Genomic DNA, 20135 nt, shown 5'->3' on the forward strand with positions numbered 1-20135 from the left:
GCAGGAAGGGTTTTCGTTAACCGATGCCCCTCAAGGGTTACCGGGTGTTACGGTGAAAGGCGCGCGTAATGCTCGGTAATAGCCGCATCAAGACGCGTAACACAGCAACCGGCCGGCTTCTCTACGCTGTGTCTTACCGAATGCAGGCAGTCCACATGACCGGTTGCATCGTCGGCTATTCCATTACAAGGAGCCTTATATGTCCACCAAAAAAATGTCGCGCGTCCTCGCCGTTGCCGCCACCGCTCTCGCCATCGGCGCGGGCGCCGCTTATGCCGCACAACCCGCCACGCAAGGCGGTCCCGGCGGCTGGCACGGCCACTTCATGAAGCAACTGACGCAACTGCACGACCAGTTGAAGCTGAACGCGGATCAGGAAAAGCAGTGGCAAGCCGCGCTCGACACGATGAAGCAAGGCCACGAAGCCATGCGCGCGAATCACGAGCAGATGAAGAACCAGTTCAAGGCTGCGCAGCAACAGCCGATCCTGGATCTGAACGCAATGGCCGCGGCGCATCAGCAAATCGAGCAGAAAGACGCGCAGTTGCGCCAGCAAACCACCGACGCATGGCTGAAGTTCTACAACGGCTTGAACGACCAGCAGAAAACCACGGTCAGCACGGCGCTGAAGCAGCGCTTCGCGAAGATGGAATCGCGTCACGAGAAGATGCGCGAGCACTGGGAGCACCACAAGGGCGCGGCGTCGGCACCGGCCGCCAATCAGTAAGCGGCGCGCCGTGATGACGAGGCGGGCCTGTGCGCCCGCCTCGCGGATGCGAAAACGCCACGAAGTTTTCCGTGGCGTTTTCGCGTTTTTGCATGGACTGCGCGGTTGACGTTGCGGCACGCGGGCCGCGTTGGATCAGTGTGGCCTGCTCGTTGCACCGTCATCCTTCACTGAAATGAGCGCGCGCGAACGATCCGGCAGTCAGCCGTTGAGTTGTCCGAGATCAAACAGCAGCACTTCGGCGTTCTCACCGTGGTCCAGCGTCACCGTATCGGTGTCGCTGAGCTTGGCGGCGTCCCCCGCCTTCAGCGCCTGGCCGTTCACGCTCAGCGCGCCGCGCGCCACGTGCACATACGCGAGCCGCGCTTTCGGCAACGCGAACGTCACCGCTTGCGCACCGTCGATCAACCCGGCGTAAATGGATGCGTCGGCATGGATCGTCACCGAACCGTCGCGGCCGTCGGGCGAGGCGACCACGCGCAGACGACCGCGTTTGTCGGCGGCGTCGAAATGTTTTTCCTCGTAGCCCGGCTGGTCGCCCGCGCGTTGCGGGATTACCCAGATCTGCAGCAGATGCACGGGTTCGTCCTGCGACGCGTTGAACTCGCTATGCTGCACGCCGGTGCCCGCGCTCATGCGCTGCACGTCGCCGTGGCGGATGGTCGAGCCGTTGCCCATGCTGTCACGGTGAGCCAGCGCACCTTCGAGCACGTACGTGACGATCTCCATATCGCGATGCCCGTGCGTGCCGAAACCCTCGCCGCCGGCGATGCGGTCTTCGTTGATGACGCGCAGCGGGCCGAAATGCACGTGTTGCGGATCGCGGTAATCGGCAAACGAGAAGCTGTGATACGAGTCGAGCCAGCCGTGGTTGGCGTGGCCGCGTTCTTCGGAACGGCGAATCTCGATCATGAAGGTACTCCCGGTGAATAAATAGCGATGCTCGGAATGTATGGGCGGCGCGGACGAGAAACAATCGGCATGGGCGCACCGGATCGTTCCATAAATGCGCGCAATGGGGCGTGGATGCGGCGGGCCGGCGCTCGCGCCCTTTGAGAATGCGCCGCGCCACCTCCTGCGACCCGCGCAAAGCGAAAGAAAAAGCCACGCAAATGCAAAACACGCATCGCGCCGTCACGCGACCACCGCGCTCCAACGCAGCCGGGAAAACCATGCCACAGCGTCGCGCCCGCACAACGCCTGCCGCCCTCAGTGCGCCTTCGCCAAGGCGGCGGACTGGCGCCTCGCCGGTGTTCGGGTAAAATACCGCGCTTTTTGAACACGCGTGGGCGCCAGGGCGCGCCGACGGGCCTGGACAGCCGGCCGCGATGAATCGCGGCGAACCTCACAACCTCGGGCTCGCGCCTGGCTTCCTCGATGCGTCAACCTGGCCGTCGGCCGGCCCGACGCACCAGAGCGCGCGGCGCAACAATTTTGACCGCCTAGAATAGCGACCGTCGGCCGCGAGCCGATAGTCGCCGGGTCGAACCACGACGATCAGTTTGATCCAGGAGAAACATGAGGAAGTTCGCACTGTGCGTGGCCCTTGCAGTCATGGCCACCAGCGCGCTGGCGAAAGAGTGGAAAACCGTGCGCATCGGGGTGGACGCCAGCTACCCGCCGTTCGAATCGAAAGCGCCTAGCGGCGAGATCGTCGGCTTCGACGCCGACCTGACCCGCGCGCTATGCGCGAAGATGAACGTGAAGTGCGTCTGGGTCGAACAGGATCTCGACGGCATCATTCCGGCGTTGAAGGCGAGGAAGTTCGACGCGATCGTGTCGTCGCTGACCATCACCGACCAGCGTCGCGCGCAGATCGACTACTCCGACAAGCTGTTCGACGCTCCCGCCCGCATGATCGCCAAGGCAGGCTCGCCGCTCCTGCCCACGGTCGAATCGCTGAAGGGCAAACGCGTCGGCGTCGAGCAGGGTTCGACCCAGGAAGCCTATGCAAAGACCTGGTGGGAGCCCAAGGGCGTGACCGTGGTGCCCTATCAGAACCAGGATCAGGTGTACGCCGACCTCGCTTCGGGCCGCCTCGACGCCGCGTTGCAGGACGAAGTGCAAGCCGATGCCGGCTTCCTGAAGACGCGGCGCGGCAAGGGCTTCGGCTGGGCCGGCCCGGAAGTGAAAGACCCCAAGACGATCGGCGAAGGCACCGCGATCGGCCTGCGTAAAAGCGACGCCGACCTGAAGGCGATGTTCAACCAAGCGCTGGCGCAGGTCCACGAGGAGGGTACGTTCAGGAAGCTCGAGAAGCAGTACTTCGACTTCGACATTTATCCCGGACGGCCGGCAGCGCGCTGAGGCGGACACCGGCCCGGATGCCGCGCAAGCGGCCGGCACCATGCAACACGCAATACGCAATACGCAACACGCAGCATTCAGGAGACTCGGGGCTCGCCCGCATGGGCATTCCCGGGGCTTCGTAATACAGTCGCCAGTAGTCTCAACGCAGTAGATTCACCATCGTTTCGAGACGAGAGTCCCAAAAAGCGCGCTGCAAGGCCGGCAACGTCCATGCAGTCTGATTTGCACAGCGGTGCGCTGTGCGCCGCAGGTCACAGCGAGCTCAGGCTCGCGGCAAACGCGGTGCAGAGCTGGCCGCGTCTTTTGCGGTGCGTCGCAAACGCATCGTCAAGGACCCCATATGTTCCTTCAAGGCTACGGCCCGCTGCTTCTCAACGGCACCTGGCAAACCGTCAAACTGGCGGTGTTGTCGCTGGTGTTCGCTTTCGTGCTGGGTCTGCTCGGCGCGGCGGCGAAACTGTCGAAGAATCGCATCTCCTACGGCGTCGGCACGGTGTACACGACGCTCGTGCGCGGCGTGCCCGACCTGGTGCTGATGCTGCTGCTGTTCTACAGCATCCAGATCTGGCTGAACGACCTCACCGACGTGCTCGGCTGGGAACAGATCGACATCGATCCGTTCGTGGCCGGCGTCGCCGTGCTCGGCTTCATTTATGGCGCGTACTTCACCGAGACTTTCCGCGGCGCGTTTCTCGCGGTGCCGCGCGGCCAGCTCGAAGCGGGCGCGGCGTACGGCATGACGGGCTGGCAGGTGTTCTCGCGCGTGATGTTCCCGCAGATGATGCGCTTCGCGCTGCCGGGCATCGGCAACAACTGGCAGGTGATGGTCAAGGCCACCGCGCTGGTGTCGATCATCGGCCTCGCTGATGTCGTCAAGGCCTCGCAGGACGCCGGCAAGGGCACGTTGCGGTTCTTCTTCTTCACCCTGCTCGCAGGGGCGATCTATCTCGTCATCACCACAGTGTCCAACTTCGTGCTGATGTACCTCGAAAAGCGTTACTCGACCGGCGTACGAAAGGCGGACCTATGATCGCGATCATTCAGGAATACTGGCGCAACTATCTGTTCACCGACGGCTACCGCTTCACCGGTCTCGCGATCACGATGTGGCTCCTGGTCGTGTCGATCGGGCTCGGCTTCTGCCTGTCGATTCCGCTCGCGGTGGCGCGGGTGTCGAAGAAGAAGTGGCTCGCCAGATCGGTGTGGCTATACACGTACATCTTCCGCGGCACGCCGCTCTACGTGCAGCTGCTGCTCTGCTACACGGGCCTCTACAGCCTCGAGATCATCCGCAATAACGAGCTGACCAACGCGTTCTTCCGCGACGGCATGCATTGCACGCTGCTCGCATTCACTTTGAACACCTGCGCGTACACCACCGAGATTTTCGCCGGCGCGATCAAGGCGACCGCATACGGTGAGATCGAAGCGGCACGCGCCTACGGGATGTCGTCGTTCACGCTGTACCGGCGCGTGATTCTGCCGTCGGCGCTGCGCCGCGCGCTGCCCTACTACAGCAACGAAGTGATCCTCATGCTGCACGCCACCACGGTCGCCTTCACCGCGACCGTGCCGGACATCCTCAAGATCGCCCGCGACGTGAACTCCGCGACGTATCAGTCGTTCAACGCGTTCGGTATCGCCGCGCTGCTCTATCTGTGCATTTCTTTTGCGCTCGTGTGGCTGTTCCGCCGCGCCGAGCGCCGCTGGCTCGCTTACCTGCGGCCGCAAGGCAAGTAACTCCGGGCGCCATCGCGCCCCTGGCAAGCAAGCTCGTCAAGGATCCTGATGAACACCAAGAAGCAGAAGCTCTTCGTCGACGAGCTTCACAAACAGTACGGCGACAACGAAGTTCTCAAAGGCGTCTCGCTGAATGCCAACGCCGGCGACGTGATCAGCGTGATCGGCTCGTCCGGTTCGGGCAAGAGCACCATGCTCCGCTGCATCAACTTCCTCGAACAGCCGAACGCCGGCCGCATCTTCGTCGACGGCGAGGAAGTGCGCACGCAGACCGGCAAAAACGGCGCGCTGCGCGTGTCGGACCCGAAACAGTTGCAGCGCGTGCGCACCAGACTGTCGATGGTGTTCCAGCATTTCAATCTGTGGTCGCACATGAACGTACTCGAGAACATCATCGAGGCGCCGCTCAACGTGCTGGGTCTGAAGCGCAAGGAAGCCGAAGAGCGCGCGCGTGAATATCTGGAGAAGGTCGGCCTCGCGCCGCGCCTGGAAAAACAGTATCCGTCGCATCTGTCGGGCGGGCAGCAGCAGCGTGTGGCCATTGCGCGCGCGCTGGCGATGCATCCCGACGTGATGCTGTTCGACGAACCCACCTCCGCGCTCGATCCCGAGCTGGTCGGCGAAGTGCTCAAGGTGATGCAGACGCTCGCCGAGGAAGGCCGCACCATGATCGTCGTCACGCACGAGATGGCGTTCGCGCGCAACGTTTCGAATCACGTGATGTTCCTGCATCAGGGACGCGTCGAAGAAGAAGGCCATCCCGACGAAGTATTCAGGAACACGAAAAGCGAACGTCTCAAGCAGTTTCTTTCGGGAAGTCTCAAATAATTAAAAGCGCCCAAAAACCTAATATTTGGGCTGCATTCGAAATAGCATTACAAGGCGCTTACGATCGCCTTTTTTGTTTTCTCACGTGCGCTTTGCGGCCATCGAGTCCGCGAAAGCCGCTCCAGGCGGGGCTCCGGTCTTTTACGACGGCCCTACTCCGTCACTTCCAAAGCGTCAATAGTGGCAATCCTTAAGAGCGCCTGCTTCAGACCTTGATTCCCTTGTCGGATAAGGATTTGCGCGCTTTCCCGGGGTGCGGCAACGGGTCATTGCACACATTCTTATTGCAATTTGGAGACACCCGGTTAAGCAGGTACTAATTTCTTCTCCCACTGAATGTTATTTTTGATAAATTAGTAACCAAAGTAGCAAAACAAAGTTGATTAAAAGTAGTTTCACTTCAAAGCACAGAGGAGAACCGGTCGGCGAGGGATCGGCATGACGAGCGGATAGCCGTAGGTTACGGCGTCACGGCAGGAGACCCAATCCACCCGCTAATCTCCCTGGTACCGATTTCTGTTCGGCACGGCTCGTGTCCGAACACCATTCGCAGTACTGGGTTTCACTTTTTGACAGGGTATGGAGGAGAAGATGAAGAAAGCTTTGCTCGCCGCTGCGCTGATGTCGGCCGGCGTTGTTGCACACGCTCAAAGTAGCGTCACGTTGTACGGCCGCCTCGATGCGGGCATCGAATACATGTCGGGCGTCCCGTCCGGTGCCAATGTCAACGGCGCGGCAACCCAGAGCAACAACCGTTTCAGAGCGGAAAGCGGCGACTGGGGTACCAGCCTGTGGGGCTTGAAGGGCGTTGAAGACATTGGTGGCGGCAACAAGGTCCTGTTCCAGTTGGAAGGCTCGTTCAATACGATGACGGGCGCGGGTCCTGGCGGCGGCGGTCTCTTCAATCGCTGGGCAACGGTTGGCCTCGCAAACGACCAGTACGGCACGTTCACGATGGGCCGTATGCTCTTCATCTCGAACGGCGTGTGGGACTTCGATCCGTTCGGTCAGTCGAACTGGTCGTCGGCATCGCTGGTGCGTGGCCGCAACTGGCCGCAGTCGAGCAACAACTTCGCGTACCAGTCGCCGAAGATCGCGGGCTTCGACTTCTACGGTCAATATGCGCTGTCGAACGCAACGAACTGGAACGGCAACGGCACGACCCCGCAAGGTCGTGAAGCTGGCGCACAGATCACGTACACGAACTCGTTGTTCCAGATCCGCGGCATGTACGACGAAATCCGCAACCCGCTTAACGGCGGCCTGTACGGCCCGCAAGTCGGCACCATCAACACGGCCAACACGGATGGCGGCGTATTCTCGGCATCGCGTGAATACTCGGCCATGTTCAACGTGTTCCTCGGCCAGTTCAAGATCCAGGGCGCTTACCAAGCAGTCCGTTCGGCAGGTGCAACTGGCGTTCTGCCGGGCCAGCCGACCACCCTTGATCACGAATGGGGCGGTGTGACGTGGCAAGCAACGCCGGCTGCAGCGCTGATCGCAGCGGTCTACCACGTGAACGGCAACAATGGCGCAGGCAATGCGACGATCTACACGATCGGCGGTTCGTACAACCTGTCCAAGCGCACGCTGCTCGACCTCCAGGCAGCGACGGTGCGAAACAGCCGCAACGCGAACTTCGGTCTGAACGCGAACAACCCGGGGCTAGCCACTGCGACGGATAACCCGCTGCCAGGTCGCGCGCAATCCGGCGTGTACGCAGGTATTCAACACTCGTTCTAAGCGAACGGGGGGCCCCGAAGGGACTTTCTTCGGGGCCTACCTACAGGTTTCTGCAAGAGAATCTTTTTCACGCTGCTGCGAGAGGCGCGTATCGGTGCAATGTCCGCAAGGGTATTGCACCGTTTTTTATTTGAGGGCGCGTTTCTGCCGTGGCCCCGGCGCACCGTGCCGGTGCGTACGCGGCTCAGGATCGGATCAGATGGATGGGACGATACCGGCGCCAACCGTCGGCGCTCGATGTTGCGAAGCGGCGCGCGTTACACCGCTGCTTCGTTTTCTTCGCCGGTACGAATACGGATCACACGCTCCACATCTGCGACAAAAATCTTGCCGTCGCCAATCTTGCCGGTGCGTGCCGCGCCGATGATCGCGTCGATCACCTGATCACACTGGTTGTCCGCGATCACCACTTCGATCTTTACCTTCGGCAGAAAATCGACCACATACTCTGCACCACGATAGAGCTCGGTATGGCCTTTCTGCCGGCCGAAACCCTTGACCTCGGTAACGGTCAGCCCCGTCAGGCCGACTTCAGCGAGCGCCTCGCGCACTTCGTCGAGTTTGAACGGTTTGATGACTGCGGTGATGCGCTTCATGGCGAACCTCGTCTCGTGATGGGAAGAGTGAAAGGGAAATGGATGATTTTTATTCTACGCCGCGCCGGATGCATTGCGGCATTCCGGCGCGTGCTTCGAGCCTGCTTCGAATGAGGGCGGCGGCGCTGCGCCTCTCACTCCACCGGCTCGGTGTAGCGCGACGTGATCGGATAGCGCCAGTCGCGGCCGAACGCGCGATGCGTGACGCGAATGCCGATCGGGGCCTGGCGGCGTTTGTACTCGTTGACCTTGATGAGGCGCGTGACGCGCTTGACGTCGTCGACCGCATAGCCCGCGGCAATGATTTCGGCGAGCGAACGATCCTCTTCCATGTACATGCGCATGATCGCGTCGAGTACTTCGTATTCCGGCAAGCTGTCCTGGTCGGTCTGGTTCTCGCGCAGCTCCGCCGACGGCGCGCGCGTCAGAATGCGCTCGGGAATCACGTCCCGCCTGCTGAACGTGGCGGCCTGATTGCGGTAGCGGCACAGCCGGTACACGAGCGTCTTCGCGATGTCCTTGATGACCGCGAAGCCGCCGGCCATATCGCCATACAGCGTGCAATAGCCGACCGCCATCTCGCTCTTGTTGCCGGTGGTCAGCACGATCGAGCCGAATTTGTTCGACAGCGCCATCAGCAAGGTGCCGCGAATGCGCGCCTGGATGTTCTCTTCGGTCGCGTCTTCGGCGCGGCCCGCGAACTCCTGCGCGAGCGAGCCGCGGAACGCGTCGAACATCGGTGCGATGGCGATTTCGTCGTAGCGCACGCCGACGCGGCGTGCCATCTCGGCGGCATCGGTGGTCGATATGTCGGCTGTGTAGCGCGACGGCATCATCACTGCGCGCACCCGGTCCGCGCCGAGCGCGTCGCACGCGACCGCGAGCACGAGCGCCGAGTCCACGCCGCCCGACAGGCCGATCAGCGCCCCCGGAAAACCGTTCTTGTCGATGTAGTCGCGCACGCCCATCACGAGCGCCGCGTACACCTGCGCTTCGAGCGACAACTCCGGCGCGATCGCGGCGGGCAGCGGCTTGCCGTTGTCGAATTCGACGATCGCGGTGGCTTCCTCGAACTGCGCCATCTTCGCGATCAGCTGGCCTTGCGCGTCGAGCACGAACGAGCCGCCGTCGAACACCAGTTCGTCCTGCGCGCCGACCATGTTCACGTAGACCATCGGCAGACCGGTTTCGCGAATCCTGGCGCGCAGAATGTCGAAGCGCACCGCTTCCTTGTTCAGGTGATACGGCGAGCCGTTCGGGATCAGCAGCACTTGCGCGCCCGCCGCCTTCGCCATTTGCGCAGCCGACGCATGCCACGCGTCCTCGCAGATCACCACGCCGTACTTCACGCCGTCGAGTTCGAACACGAACGGCTGCGGGTCGGACGCGAAGTAGCGCTTCTCGTCGAACACTTCCGTATTGGGCAGATCCTGCTTGCGATAGGTGCCGGCCACTGCGCCGTCGACGAGCAGCGACGCCGCGTTGAACGTATCGACCGGCGGCACGCCGCGCTCGATCGGCGCGTTTGCATTACCATGGCCCTGCGTCACGTCGCGCAGCGGATGGCCGACGATCACATGCAAGCCGGTGAACGGTTTGAGTTGCGTGGCAAGATCGGCGAGCGCCGCCGCGCTCGCCGCATAGAAAGCGGGACGCAGCAGCAGGTCTTCGGGCGGATAGCCGGATAACGCGAGTTCGGGTGCGATCAGCAGCTTCGCACCATCGTTGTGCGCCGCACGCGCGGCAGCGACGATTTTCGCGACGTTGCCGGCGAAGTCGCCGACAGTGACATTGATTTGAGCAAGAGCGATTCGGGTCTTCATGGCAGGATCGACAGGCAAGCCGGCGTGGCTCGCGAGTACCGCGGCTGGTTGGCTGGACGGAACGGACAAATCGGATAAACAAACGACGCGGCGCTCACGGCGCAGCGCCGCTCATTGGAAACAGTCACACAGATTGAACCAGGAACGCTTTGATTATCGCACGGGCATTCTGGCATCGCCCTCCGAGGTGGACGCCGCCGAATGGAATGCCCTTCTCGCGCAGCAGGCGCAACCCACGCCGTTTCTGCGGCACGAGTTTCTGAGTGCACTGCATGCGACCCGCTGCGCGGTCGCCGATACCGGCTGGGCGCCGCAATTCGTCACGCTCGCCGACCCGCGCACGGGCAAGCTCGTGGCGGCCGCGCCGGTGTATCTGAAGGGGCACTCGTACGGCGAGTACGTGTTCGACTGGGCATGGGCCGATGCGTACAAACGCAACGGCTTGCCTTACTACCCGAAGCTGTTGTGCGCGGTGCCCTTCACGCCCGTGCAGGGCAGCCGGCTGCTGTCGGCGGACACGCATGCGTTGCGGCATCTGGCGGCCACGCTGATGGCGTTTGCCGAGCAGGCCGACGTGTCGTCGCTACACGTGCTATTCCCAACCGAGACGGAAGCGGACACGCTGACCGACATGGGCATGATGCAGCGTGAAGGCGTGCAGTTTCACTGGCTGAACGACGGCTATCGCGACTTCGACGATTTCCTCTCCACGCTCGAACAGAAGAAGCGCAAGAACATACGCGCGGAACGCCGCAAGGTCCGCGAAGCCGGCGTGACGATGCGCAGAATTCGCGGCGAGGATATCCGGGACGCCGACTGGCGCTTCTTCAGCAAGTGTTATCGGCAAACCTATCGTGAGCACTTTTCGAGTCCGTATCTGAACCTCGATTTCTTCCGGATGATCGGTGCTTCGATGCCGGAGAATCTGCTGCTGGTGATTGCCGAATACGAAGGCAAGCCGATCGCCAGTTCGCTGGTGGTGTATCAGCGCGATGCGAACACCGGCGGCACGTTGTACGGCCGCTACTGGGGCGCGTTGGAACACGTGCCGTGTCTGCACTTCGAAACCGCGTATTACCAGCCGCTCGAATTCTGTATCGAGGAGAAGCTCGGCGCGTTCGAAGGCGGCGCGCAAGGCGAGCACAAGATGGCGCGCGGTTTCCTGCCCACGGTGACGCGCTCCGCGCATTGGCTAGCACATCCGGCCTTCGCCGATGCGGTCGGCCATTTTCTCGACAACGAAAAGAACAGCATCCACGCATACGTGGACGAGCTGCGCGATCACAATCCATTCAAAGGCTGACGCGCGTTCATGGCGTGGTTTCTCTATCTGCTCGAATGCTCGGACGGCAGCGTCTATACCGGCATCGCGGTCGACGTGCAGGCCCGCTTCGACAAACACGTGAGCGGCGCGGGCGCGCGTTATACGCGCTCGCGCAAACCGGTGCGGGTGCTGGCGTCGTTCGAGCTGGCGGACCGGTCGAGCGCGTCGCGTGCGGAGTATTGGGTCAAGCGCTTGTCGCCGGTCGATAAGCGGGCGCTCGCGGCGGGGTTGCGTGCGCTGGAGTCGGTGTTGCCGGTCGCTGAGCCGCCTGCGGTTGATGAGACGCACGAAGAGACCGGAGCTTCGTGACGGACTCACCGGGAGGCACGCGCTATCCCCTCGCCTCCCGCATCCTCTCGCTCAACAGGCGATGCATCCGCGCCAGCTCGCCCACCGCGTCGGCCTCCAATGACGTCAGTCCCTTGCGTGCCGGAAGCTCGTGCCCGATCGGCCGCAACTTCCGGTCCAACGCCCCGTCGATATCGGCGCTCACCAGTTCGACCCATGCGCCGAGTTCGTCGTGCCTCTCGCGCCGGTTCGTACTCAGGCGCAACTGCGTCGCGGTCCCCGCCATTCTGCGCAACAGGCTCAGCACCGTGAGCGTCACGGTGTCGGCCATCGAGTCCTCCAGTTTTTCGAGGCGCATCCGGCCGACGGCCTCCTCCGCGTTGTTGCTGCCGAGACCCGCGGCGCGGCGCAAGCGCTCCATGTCCTTTTCGCTGCGACGGGGCGACTCCAACGCCGCGCGCAGATACGCGATGTTCGCGCGCACCGCGTCGCTCAGATAAGCGCGGTAGTCGATCTTTTCACGCGTCGGCCATAGATAGAACGTGGCGAGCAGCGCCAGCACGCAGCCGAGCACGTTGTTGCCGAGCCGCGTGAGCGCGAACGCGAACTGGTTGGCGCCCGGCGTCGCGAAGTCGGCGACCAGCACGAAGGTCGGCGTCAGGAACAGCACGAAGAGGCTGTAGCTGACGGGCCGCAGCGCCATCGTCGCCAGCACCAGCGGAAAGACCGCAAGCGAAATGCCGAGCGGCGAATGAATCGCGTAGCCGATCGCCGCCGCCAGCACCCCGCCGACAATGCTGCCCGCCGCGCGCTCGATGCTGCGCGGCCACGTCGCGGCAATCGACGGCTGCAGGATCAGCAGCGTCGCCATGGTCGCCCAGTAGCCGAACGGCAGCCCCAGCGCGCGGATCACCAGAAAGCCCGCCGTGGTCGTCACGCCGACGCGCGCCGCGTGGCGCAAGCCGACCGACTGGCTCGACAGGTTGGCCTTGAGCGTCGCCCACACGCGCGCCGCCAGACGGGCCGCGCTGTCGGTCCACCGTTCGGGCTGCGTAGAGAGCGGCGCGAAATCGACCAGTTCGAAGTCAGACTTCAGCTTCACGGGTTCCAGCAACGCGCTTTCGAGCCGCCGCGCGAGGCGCTGCAAGCGCAACTGCAAATCCGCGAGACGCTCCCAGCGCGAGTCGCCGGCCGCGGCGCCGATGCCGCGCAGCACCGCGCCGGTCGCGCCCAGCAAGCGGGCCGCGCGCTTCGCCCGCCATGCGTCGTCGGGGGCTTTTTCGCTCGCGCCGGACACGGCGATCAGATACGCGAACAAGGCCTCGCCGTCGGTCAGCAAGCCGAGCACCGTGTCGTAGGTCTGCCTGCCGCCGGTTCGCGACGCGGGCACGCTGGACAGCGCCTCGCGCGAGCGCTCCAGCGCGGCGCGCGCATCGGCGCGAAATTTCGCGGCATGCGTGGCCCACTCGCGCGAGCCGGCGCGATGTTCGAGCAGACGGGCGCTATCCAGCGCGATGTCGGCGAGACGCAGATACACGGCGCGCAACGTCGCGCGGCTCGCGCCGAACGGATGAATGCGCCACACGCTCAGACTCAGCGCGGTCGCAAACAGGCAGCCGATCAGGTAGACGCCGAGAAACGCGAAGCCGGCGCGCGCATCGTGCATCGGCCGGTCGACCATCACCACGCAGGCGGTGGCCGCGAGGATCGTCACTTGCGAGGTGGCGGCGCCCCAGACGCGGCCGAACGCGCCGAGCGTCGTGAACGCAAGCAGCGCCAGTGCCGCGAAGCCGGTGCCGGCGCCGGACGCGAAAGAAGTGAGTCCGCCGCATAGCGTCGACAGCAACGTGAAGCCCATCATCGACGCGAAGCGCGCGCGGTTGGAACCGGCGGCGTCGGCGAGACAGGTCCAGAACGCGCCGATCGCGGCCCACGCGAATATCGGGTCGTGCAGCAGGTTGCCCACCGCCAGCATCGCCGTGGATGCGCACGCCGCCCGCAAGCCTTCCGAGAGGTTGGCCTCGCTCGCCGCGAACGACACCATCCAGACCGGCCGCTTGCGATAGATCGCGGTGACGACCGCATACAGGCGGCTCGACCAGCGCGACGACGGGGGCGACTTGCGGTTCATCATCCGGACGGTGTGCTCCTGGGAACGCGTGCATTGGGCGCGCATTGAATGCGCATTGGGCGCGAGGTCCGCGCTTCGATTCGGCTCGTGCGGCGACTGCGAGGATCAAGCGGCAAATAATAGGGGTTTACACCTAAATATAAAAATGCCTTCGCTTCATCCGCGACATGCACCGCGCGCATAACCGCGCAGGCTCGTGGCCCGGCCCTCTCGCACAACCGTATGCGAACGCGTTGCAATCCCCATGAAAAAACCGCGCGGCCCTTGCGGGCTCGCGCGGTTCTGTTCAGGCAGCCGGTCTTTCAGGCAGCGGCGGGACGCACGCTTACTTCTTGTAGTTCGCGACGCCTTCGCTGATTTCCTTGTGCGCGGCTTCGATGCCCGCCCAGCCGTCGACCTTCACCCACTTGCCCTTCTCCAGCGCCTTGTATTGCTCGAAGAAGTGCTTGATCTGGTCTTTCAGGTAAGCCGGGACGTCGTCGATCGACTTGAGGTCGGCGGTCATCGGGCAGATCTTGTCGTGCGCGACGGCGATCAGCTTCGCGTCCACGCCCGATTCGTCGGTCATCTGCAGCATGCCGAGCGCGCGGGCGCGCACCACCGAGCCTGCCAGCAGCGGGAACGGCGTGATCACCAGCACGTCGACCGGGTCGCCGTCGCCCGACAGCGTTTGCGGGATGAAGCCGTAGTTGGCCGGATAGCGCATGCCGGTACCGATGAAACGGTCGACGACGAGCAGGCCCAGGTCTTTGTCGGCTTCGTACTTCACCGGATCGCTTTGCGCCGGGATTTCGATGATGACGTTGAAATCTTGCGGAAGGTCTTTGCCTGCGGGGACGTGATTGAAGCTCATGAGCGCTCTCTGATCAGGATGGAAGTCGGGACACGGCGTGCGGCGCGCCAGCTCGGGCGGCGTGCATCGTGGGCGGTTGCCCCGAGCTTGCCTTGCGATTGCCTCGAGCGGCTTGGCGGCCGGACAGTGCGGAATGGGCCATTATAGCCAATCGGCCGATGGCACCCGCGCCGCTATCGGCGCGATAATCGTCGGACGTCTCTCGATTATGCCTCTCGTTTGTGAACACCGCGTCGTCAGACCGGCGGCGCGCAACGTCAAGGAGCCTGCATGGAAGAAGCACGACACTTCATCGGCGGCGAGTGGTCCGCCGCATCCGGCGGCGACACGATCGCCGTGCTCGATCCGTCGGACGGCCAGCCGTTCACCCGTCTGGCGCGCGGCACCGAGGCCGATATCGACGCCGCCGTGCACGCCGCGCGCCGCGCGTTCGAAGGCACGTGGGGCGCGGCGAGCGCGGCTGAACGCGGCCGCGTGCTGTACCGGCTGTCGATGCTGGTCGCCGCCCGCCAGGAAGAACTGGCGCAGCTCGAAGCGCGCGACACCGGCAAGCCGCTCAAGCAGGCGCGCGGCGATGCCGCCGCCCTCGCCCGTTATTTCGAGTTCTATGCCGGCGCGGCCGACAAGCTGCACGGCGAGACGCTGCCTTATCAAAGCGGCTACACGGTGCTGACGATTCGCGAGCCGCACGGCGTGACCGGCCATATCGTGCCGTGGAATTATCCGATGCAGATCTTCGGCCGCAGCGTGGGCGCGGCGCTCGCCACCGGCAACGCGTGTGTGGTCAAGCCCGCCGAAGATGCGTGCCTCTCGGTGCTGCGCGTTGCCGAACTGGCCGCCGAGGCGGGCTTGCCGGCCGGCGCGCTGAATATCGTCACCGGCTATGGACACGAAGCAGGCGCGGCGCTCGCGCGGCATCCCGGCATCGACCACATTTCGTTCACCGGGTCGCCGGAAACCGGCAAGCTGGTCACGCAGATGGCCGCCGAAAATCACGTGCCGGTCACGCTGGAGCTAGGCGGCAAGTCGCCGCAAATCGTCTTCGCCGACGCCGACCTCGACGCGGCGCTGCCGGTGCTGGTCTCGGCGATAGTGCAAAACGCCGGGCAAACCTGTTCGGCGGGCAGCCGCGTGCTGATCGACCAGGCCATTTACGAACCCCTGCTCGATCGGCTGAGCGGCGCGTTCCATGCGCTGCGCGTCGGCCCTGCGCATGCCGACCTCGACTGCGGGCCGCTCATCAACGCGAAGCAGCAACAGCGCGTGTGGGACTTCCTCTCCGACGCTCAGCACGACGGCATCGCGATGGCGGCGCACGGCGAAGTGATTCCCGAAGCGCCGGAAAGCGGCTTCTACCAGGCACCCACGCTCTTGCGCGACGTGCCCGCGAGCCACCGCCTCGCGCGCGACGAAGTATTCGGCCCGGTGCTTGCCGCGATGTCCTTCCGCGACGAGGACGAAGCGCTCGCGCTCGCCAATGGCACGCAGTACGGGCTCGTGGCCGGAATCTGGACACGCGACGGCGCGCGGCAAATGCGGCTCGCGCGGCGGCTGCGCTCCGGCCAGGTGTTCATCAACAACTATGGCGCGGGCGGCGGCGTCGAATTGCCGTTCGGCGGCGTCAAGCATTCGGGTCATGGGCGCGAGAAGGGCTTTGAGGCGCTGTATGGCTTCACCGTGCTGAAGACCATCGCGATCCGGCACGGCTAGCGGGCATCCGGGTTCAATGCAGTCACGCAATACATTCCACAACAAGCAATGGAGACATCATGCGGTTGACAGGTAAAACGGCCATCGTCACGGGTGGCGGCTCGGGTTTCGGTGAAGGCATCGCGAAGACTTACGCCCGCGAAGGCGCAAATGTGGTGGTCAACGATCTGAACGGCGCGGCCGCTGAGCGCGTCGCGAGCGAAATCGCGCTGGCCGGTGGCAAGGCCATCGCGGTGCCCGGCAACGTCGCGCAGCGCGAGGACTGGCGCCGACTGCGCGAGGCAGCGCTGGAAGACTTCGGCAGCGTGCAGATCGTCGTCAATAATGCGGGCACGACGCATCGCAACAAGCCGGTGCTCGAAGTAAGCGAAGCTGAGTTCGATCGCGTCTACGCGGTCAACGTCAAAAGCATCTATTGGAGCGTGCAGGAGTTCGTGCCGTATTTCCGCGAGCAAGGCGGCGGCTCGTTCGTCAATATCGCGTCGACGGCCGGCGTGCGGCCGAGGCCGGGCCTCGTCTGGTACAACGGCAGCAAGGGCGCGGTGATTATCGCGAGCAAGTCGCTTGCGGTCGAACTCGGCCCGGACCGGATTCGCGTGAATTGCGTGAATCCGGTGATGGGGGAAACGGCGCTTCTCTCCGAGTTCATGGGCGTCGAGGATACGCCGCAAAACCGTCAGCGTTTTCTCGCCGGCATTCCGCTCGGGCGCTTCTCGACGCCGCAGGATATCGCCAATGCCGCCCTTTATCTGGCTTCGGATGAAGCGGAGTTCATCACGGGGGTGTGCCTCGAAGTGGACGGCGGGCGCTGCGTATAACGGTGCGGCCGGCTAGATGTGACGGGCGCGGCGACCACACCCGGTAACCGCGTCCGCCCGCGCAGCCCGCTCAGGCGCGGCTGCGCGGGAGTCAGTGTTTTCCCCCGGTATTGATTCGGCATGCAAAGCACCGGGCGCGGCTAGAATCGGTCCCAGTCGTCGGTACTTCAATTCCACAAGAAAAGAGGAGACATCATGGCTAGTCCCGCAAATCCGCTTCAGCACCCCGGCGCAGGGGCGCCGTCCACCTTCGAAGAGGCCACCTACCGGAAGGTCACCTGGCGGCTCGCGCCGCTTCTGATGCTGTGCTACGTGGTCGCGTATCTGGACCGCGTGAACGTCGGCTTCGCCAAGTTGCAGATGACGAGCGACCTCGGCCTGAGCGATGCGGTGTACGGCTTCGGCGCGGGGATTTTCTTCCTCGGCTATTTCATCTTCGAAATTCCGAGCAACGTGATCCTGCACAAGGTGGGCGCGCGCGTGTGGATTGCGCGGATCATGGTGTCGTGGGGCGTGATCTCGATGCTGACGATGTTCGTCACCACGCCGACCATGTTCTACGTGATGCGCTTTCTGCTCGGGCTCGCCGAGGCGGGGTTCTTTCCTGGGATCATCCTGTACCTCACCTACTGGTATCCGTCGCATCGGCGCGGGCGCATGACCACCTGGTTCATGACGGCGATCGCGCTGTCGGGGGTGATCGGCGGGCCGGTGTCGGGTTATATCCTGAAGACCTTTAACGGCATGAACGGCTGGCATGGCTGGCAGTGGCTGTTTCTGCTCGAAGGGATTCCGTCGGTGATCGTCGGGGTCATGGTGTTTGTGATGCTGGACGATCGCATCTCGAAGGCCAAGTGGCTGACGAAGGAAGAGCAGCAGTTGCTCGAGCGGCAAGTGTCGGCGGAAGAAGCGACCAAGCATGACATGCCGATTCGTCAGGTGCTCACGAATGGGCGTGTGTTGATGTTCAGCCTCACGTACTTTTCGTTCGTGATGGGCTTGTATGGGGTGAGCTTCTGGTTGCCGACGATCATCAAGGCGACCGGCGTGACCGATGCGTTCATGATCGGGCTGTTGTCCGCGATTCCGTTTGCGGCGGCGGTGGTGTCGATGGTGCTGGTGGCGCGCAGCGCGGATCGGCAGCGCGAGCGGCGCTGGCATATTGCGTTGCCGGCGTTTGCGGGTGCGGTGGGGCTCGTGCTGTCTGTCGTGTGGACGCACAACACGGTGCTCGCGATGGCGTCGCTCACGCTCGCGACGATGGGCATTCTCACTACTCTGCCGTTGTTCTGGAGTTTGCCGACGGCGATTCTGGCGGGGACGGGGGCGGCGGCTGGGATTGCGATGATTAATTCGATCGGCAACCTTGCCGGGTTTCTTAGTCCTTATGCGGTGGGGTGGTTGAAGCAGGCTACGGCGGCTAATGATTCGGGGATGTATATGCTTGCGGCGTTTATGGTTCTTGGTGGGTTGCTTGCGATTAGTGTGCCGGCTCGGATGGTTAATAAGTGAGGACATCTCTCTGACGCAGGGCCTTGGCGGAGACTTGCCGCTTGGGCCTTGCGTTGATGCGAGGTGAATTCGCATTGAGTCTAGTGCCGATCGTCGGCGATACCGAAATCAGCTAAGCGTGACGGTTCATAGAATCGCTGCAAGCAAAGCGCTCACATTCAACCAATACGTCGCTAGAGCGTCAGACGCTTGACCCAGCACGTATTCAGTAACAAACACTGGAAAGCTCACACTCGTTTCAGAAACATCCGATTTCCCGGAGCAGGACGTCTGCGTACGCTGAATCGCCTAATTTCTGATATCGAGCGGAGACTTGAATGTCAACCAGTAGTCATGCTGAATATCTGTTCGCCACTGCCGGCTCACGTACCGAGCGCGGTGGACGCGTTACGCGCGTGTCCACCAGCGCAACCGTTGACGACAAGGGACTTGCCGTCGTCGGCGATATCGTAATCTATGAAGATGGAACAGAAGCAACGATCATCGACGGCGCTGCCTTTGAGGCGATGTGGGGCAACAAGCTATTCGCGCTCGTTGGCGCACGTTTGAGTAACCGCGACAGAATCATCTCCGCACCTCAGGATTCTTTCGGCATCACAGTACGGAAGGGGGAGGACATTCCCGGTCTTTTCGATCCCTCGTATGTACCGCCTCAGCAGATTGACGACAAGTGTGGGGATGACGGACGTGCGTAAGGCAGCGATACGACATGGCGATCCGAACACAACACGCGGATTTGTCATCGCCTATTCCTCGACGATCTATGACGACAACAAGAACGTCGCACTGAGCGGAGACGAGGCGACGTGTGGCAACTGCAAGGGCACGTTCAAGATATTCGGCACAGGGGAAGGAATGTCCGAAAAGGGGCGAGTCGTCGTAGTCGACGGCGATCTTGTACTTTGTCCTTGCAACCGGAATCGCGTGATCGTCGGCAACAATCCCGGCATCTTTCTTCAGTGCGACGATGGCCAATCTACCAGTACACGGATGCGCGCAACCGCCACAGGCACCGCCTCGTCATCAGCGGTTTCAGTGTATGACGAACAGGTATGCGCCACCGCGCCGGGCACCCTACTCGCTGGCTACCCGTATTACATTGAAAACGCAGACGGGCGTATCGAGTCCGGCCGGATCGACACAAGCGGTCAGTTGCCACGTATTGGCACTGGCAACAACTCGGACAGCTACACAGTCTTTTGGGGCGACGAAGCCCTCGCAAAACAGTTTGGAGTTTGAGTTGTGCCAAATACAAAAACCGTGATTAGAACCAACTCGACGTCGAACTCCATCAAACAGGTTCAGCTAAATGCTGTGACATTCCAGCAACTGTGGAACAACTACCCATCACGCGATCCTTACGACAATCCAGACTACCCTGACCAATGCGCGATTCGGATGAGTGCGACCTTCCATCACGCTGGCGTTGAAATGAAGTCGTTATCATCAAAGCTGGTCAAGCCGCTCGGAGGACGGGCGAGCATCGGGCGTATCCTTCTCGAAGGAAACGTAACGGCGACGAGAGCCAACGAGCTTGGCGAGTGGTTGAAGCTCCAGCCTATCGCCGGCATCGGTAAGCCAGAGTACATTACCGGGGCCAACTGGGTATCCAAGGTTCAAAGGTCGAACCGGCATCGTAATGTTTGACGGCTATTGGGCACGCGGCGGCGAGACCACTGGCAATACGAGCGGCGGCCACATTGATCTATGGAACGGCGAGAAACTGACGGGC

General features: G+C 62.8%; 18 protein-coding genes and 1 pseudogene. 14 read left to right on the forward strand and 5 right to left on the reverse strand.

All coding sequences use genetic code 11. From position 1 onward, the window contains the following. Positions 1–199: 199 nt before the first annotated feature. Positions 200–727, forward strand: a complete 528-nt coding sequence (locus tag PQR02_RS17160; RefSeq protein ID WP_408233078.1) for a Spy/CpxP family protein refolding chaperone — start codon at positions 200–202, stop codon at positions 725–727. 201 nt (positions 728–928) lie between these two features. On the opposite strand, the gene PQR02_RS17165 is transcribed toward PQR02_RS17160, so the two are convergent. Then, the gene (locus PQR02_RS17165; protein ID WP_408233081.1) at positions 929–1639 is read right to left on the reverse strand and encodes a pirin family protein; all 711 of its coding nucleotides are present in this window, start codon (positions 1637–1639) and stop codon (positions 929–931) included. A 606-nt stretch (positions 1640–2245) separates the two neighbouring features. On the opposite strand from PQR02_RS17165, the gene PQR02_RS17170 reads away from it, so the two are divergent. The 5 genes from PQR02_RS17170 (at position 2246) to PQR02_RS17190 (ending at position 7348) form a co-directional block, all read left to right on the forward strand. Continuing rightward, positions 2246–3034 (forward strand): ABC transporter substrate-binding protein, encoded by a 789-nt coding sequence (locus PQR02_RS17170; RefSeq protein ID WP_408233084.1) that lies wholly within the window; start codon positions 2246–2248, stop codon positions 3032–3034. Between the two features lie 343 nt (positions 3035–3377). Next, positions 3378–4067, forward strand: coding sequence for an ABC transporter permease (locus PQR02_RS17175; RefSeq protein ID WP_408233087.1), 690 nt, complete (start codon positions 3378–3380; stop codon positions 4065–4067). Further along, positions 4064–4777 carry an ABC transporter permease gene (locus tag PQR02_RS17180; protein WP_408233090.1) on the forward strand — a complete coding sequence of 238 codons (714 nt, stop codon included), beginning with the start codon at positions 4064–4066 and terminating at the stop codon, positions 4775–4777. Before PQR02_RS17175 ends, PQR02_RS17180 begins: the two co-directional genes overlap by 4 nt. 48 nt (positions 4778–4825) lie before the next feature. Beyond that, the gene (locus PQR02_RS17185) at positions 4826–5605 is read left to right on the forward strand and encodes an ABC transporter ATP-binding protein (protein WP_408233093.1); all 780 of its coding nucleotides are present in this window, start codon (positions 4826–4828) and stop codon (positions 5603–5605) included. Between the two features lie 591 nt (positions 5606–6196). After that, entirely contained in the window at positions 6197–7348 is a 1152-nt protein-coding gene (locus PQR02_RS17190) for a porin (RefSeq protein ID WP_408233096.1), read from the forward strand. Between the two features lie 257 nt (positions 7349–7605). On the opposite strand, the gene glnK is transcribed toward PQR02_RS17190, so the two are convergent. Then, positions 7606–7944: a P-II family nitrogen regulator gene (gene glnK / locus PQR02_RS17195; RefSeq protein WP_149671490.1), complete on the reverse strand. Its 339-nt coding sequence runs from the start codon at positions 7942–7944 to the stop codon at positions 7606–7608. A gap of 134 nt (positions 7945–8078) precedes the next feature. After that, complete coding sequence (locus PQR02_RS17200; RefSeq protein ID WP_408233100.1) at positions 8079–9767, reverse strand: NAD+ synthase; 1689 nt, start codon at positions 9765–9767, stop codon at positions 8079–8081. Between the two features lie 133 nt (positions 9768–9900). Here PQR02_RS17200 and PQR02_RS17205 point away from each other — a divergent pair, with 133 nt between their 5' ends. Together PQR02_RS17205 and PQR02_RS17210 are read left to right on the forward strand one after the other, a co-directional pair. Beyond that, entirely contained in the window at positions 9901–11070 is a 1170-nt protein-coding gene (locus PQR02_RS17205; RefSeq protein ID WP_408233103.1) for a GNAT family N-acetyltransferase, read from the forward strand. A gap of 9 nt (positions 11071–11079) precedes the next feature. Continuing rightward, entirely contained in the window at positions 11080–11400 is a 321-nt protein-coding gene (locus PQR02_RS17210) for a GIY-YIG nuclease family protein (RefSeq protein WP_408233106.1), read from the forward strand. A gap of 22 nt (positions 11401–11422) precedes the next feature. Here the strand turns inward: PQR02_RS17210 and PQR02_RS17215 are convergent, their stop codons facing one another. Together PQR02_RS17215 and ppa are read right to left on the reverse strand one after the other, a co-directional pair. Continuing rightward, entirely contained in the window at positions 11423–13513 is a 2091-nt protein-coding gene (locus tag PQR02_RS17215; RefSeq protein WP_408233109.1) for an FUSC family protein, read from the reverse strand. A 322-nt stretch (positions 13514–13835) separates the two neighbouring features. Continuing rightward, entirely contained in the window at positions 13836–14363 is a 528-nt protein-coding gene (ppa, locus tag PQR02_RS17220; RefSeq protein WP_408233112.1) for an inorganic diphosphatase, read from the reverse strand. Positions 14364–14633: 270 nt separating this feature from the next. On the opposite strand from ppa, the gene PQR02_RS17225 reads away from it, so the two are divergent. From PQR02_RS17225 to PQR02_RS17250, 6 genes and pseudogenes are all read left to right on the forward strand, one after another. Further along, positions 14634–16073 carry an aldehyde dehydrogenase family protein gene (locus PQR02_RS17225; RefSeq protein ID WP_408233116.1) on the forward strand — a complete coding sequence of 480 codons (1440 nt, stop codon included), beginning with the start codon at positions 14634–14636 and terminating at the stop codon, positions 16071–16073. Between the two features lie 59 nt (positions 16074–16132). Continuing rightward, positions 16133–16891: an SDR family oxidoreductase gene (locus PQR02_RS17230; RefSeq protein WP_408233119.1), complete on the forward strand. Its 759-nt coding sequence runs from the start codon at positions 16133–16135 to the stop codon at positions 16889–16891. Between the two features lie 195 nt (positions 16892–17086). Beyond that, positions 17087–18403 carry an MFS transporter gene (locus PQR02_RS17235; RefSeq protein ID WP_408233122.1) on the forward strand — a complete coding sequence of 439 codons (1317 nt, stop codon included), beginning with the start codon at positions 17087–17089 and terminating at the stop codon, positions 18401–18403. Between the two features lie 317 nt (positions 18404–18720). Beyond that, positions 18721–19098 carry a PAAR domain-containing protein gene (locus tag PQR02_RS17240; protein WP_408233125.1) on the forward strand — a complete coding sequence of 126 codons (378 nt, stop codon included), beginning with the start codon at positions 18721–18723 and terminating at the stop codon, positions 19096–19098. Then, positions 19082–19642, forward strand: coding sequence for a PAAR domain-containing protein (locus PQR02_RS17245; protein ID WP_408233128.1), 561 nt, complete (start codon positions 19082–19084; stop codon positions 19640–19642). Before PQR02_RS17240 ends, PQR02_RS17245 begins: the two co-directional genes overlap by 17 nt. Before the next feature lie 3 nt (positions 19643–19645). Then, a pseudogene (locus PQR02_RS17250) lies at positions 19646–20135 on the forward strand (type VI secretion system amidase effector protein Tae4); the annotation flags it as partial.

The organism is Paraburkholderia sediminicola, assembly GCF_046026895.1.
In the GTDB taxonomy this organism is placed as follows: Bacteria; Pseudomonadota; Gammaproteobacteria; order Burkholderiales; family Burkholderiaceae; genus Paraburkholderia; species Paraburkholderia sediminicola_C.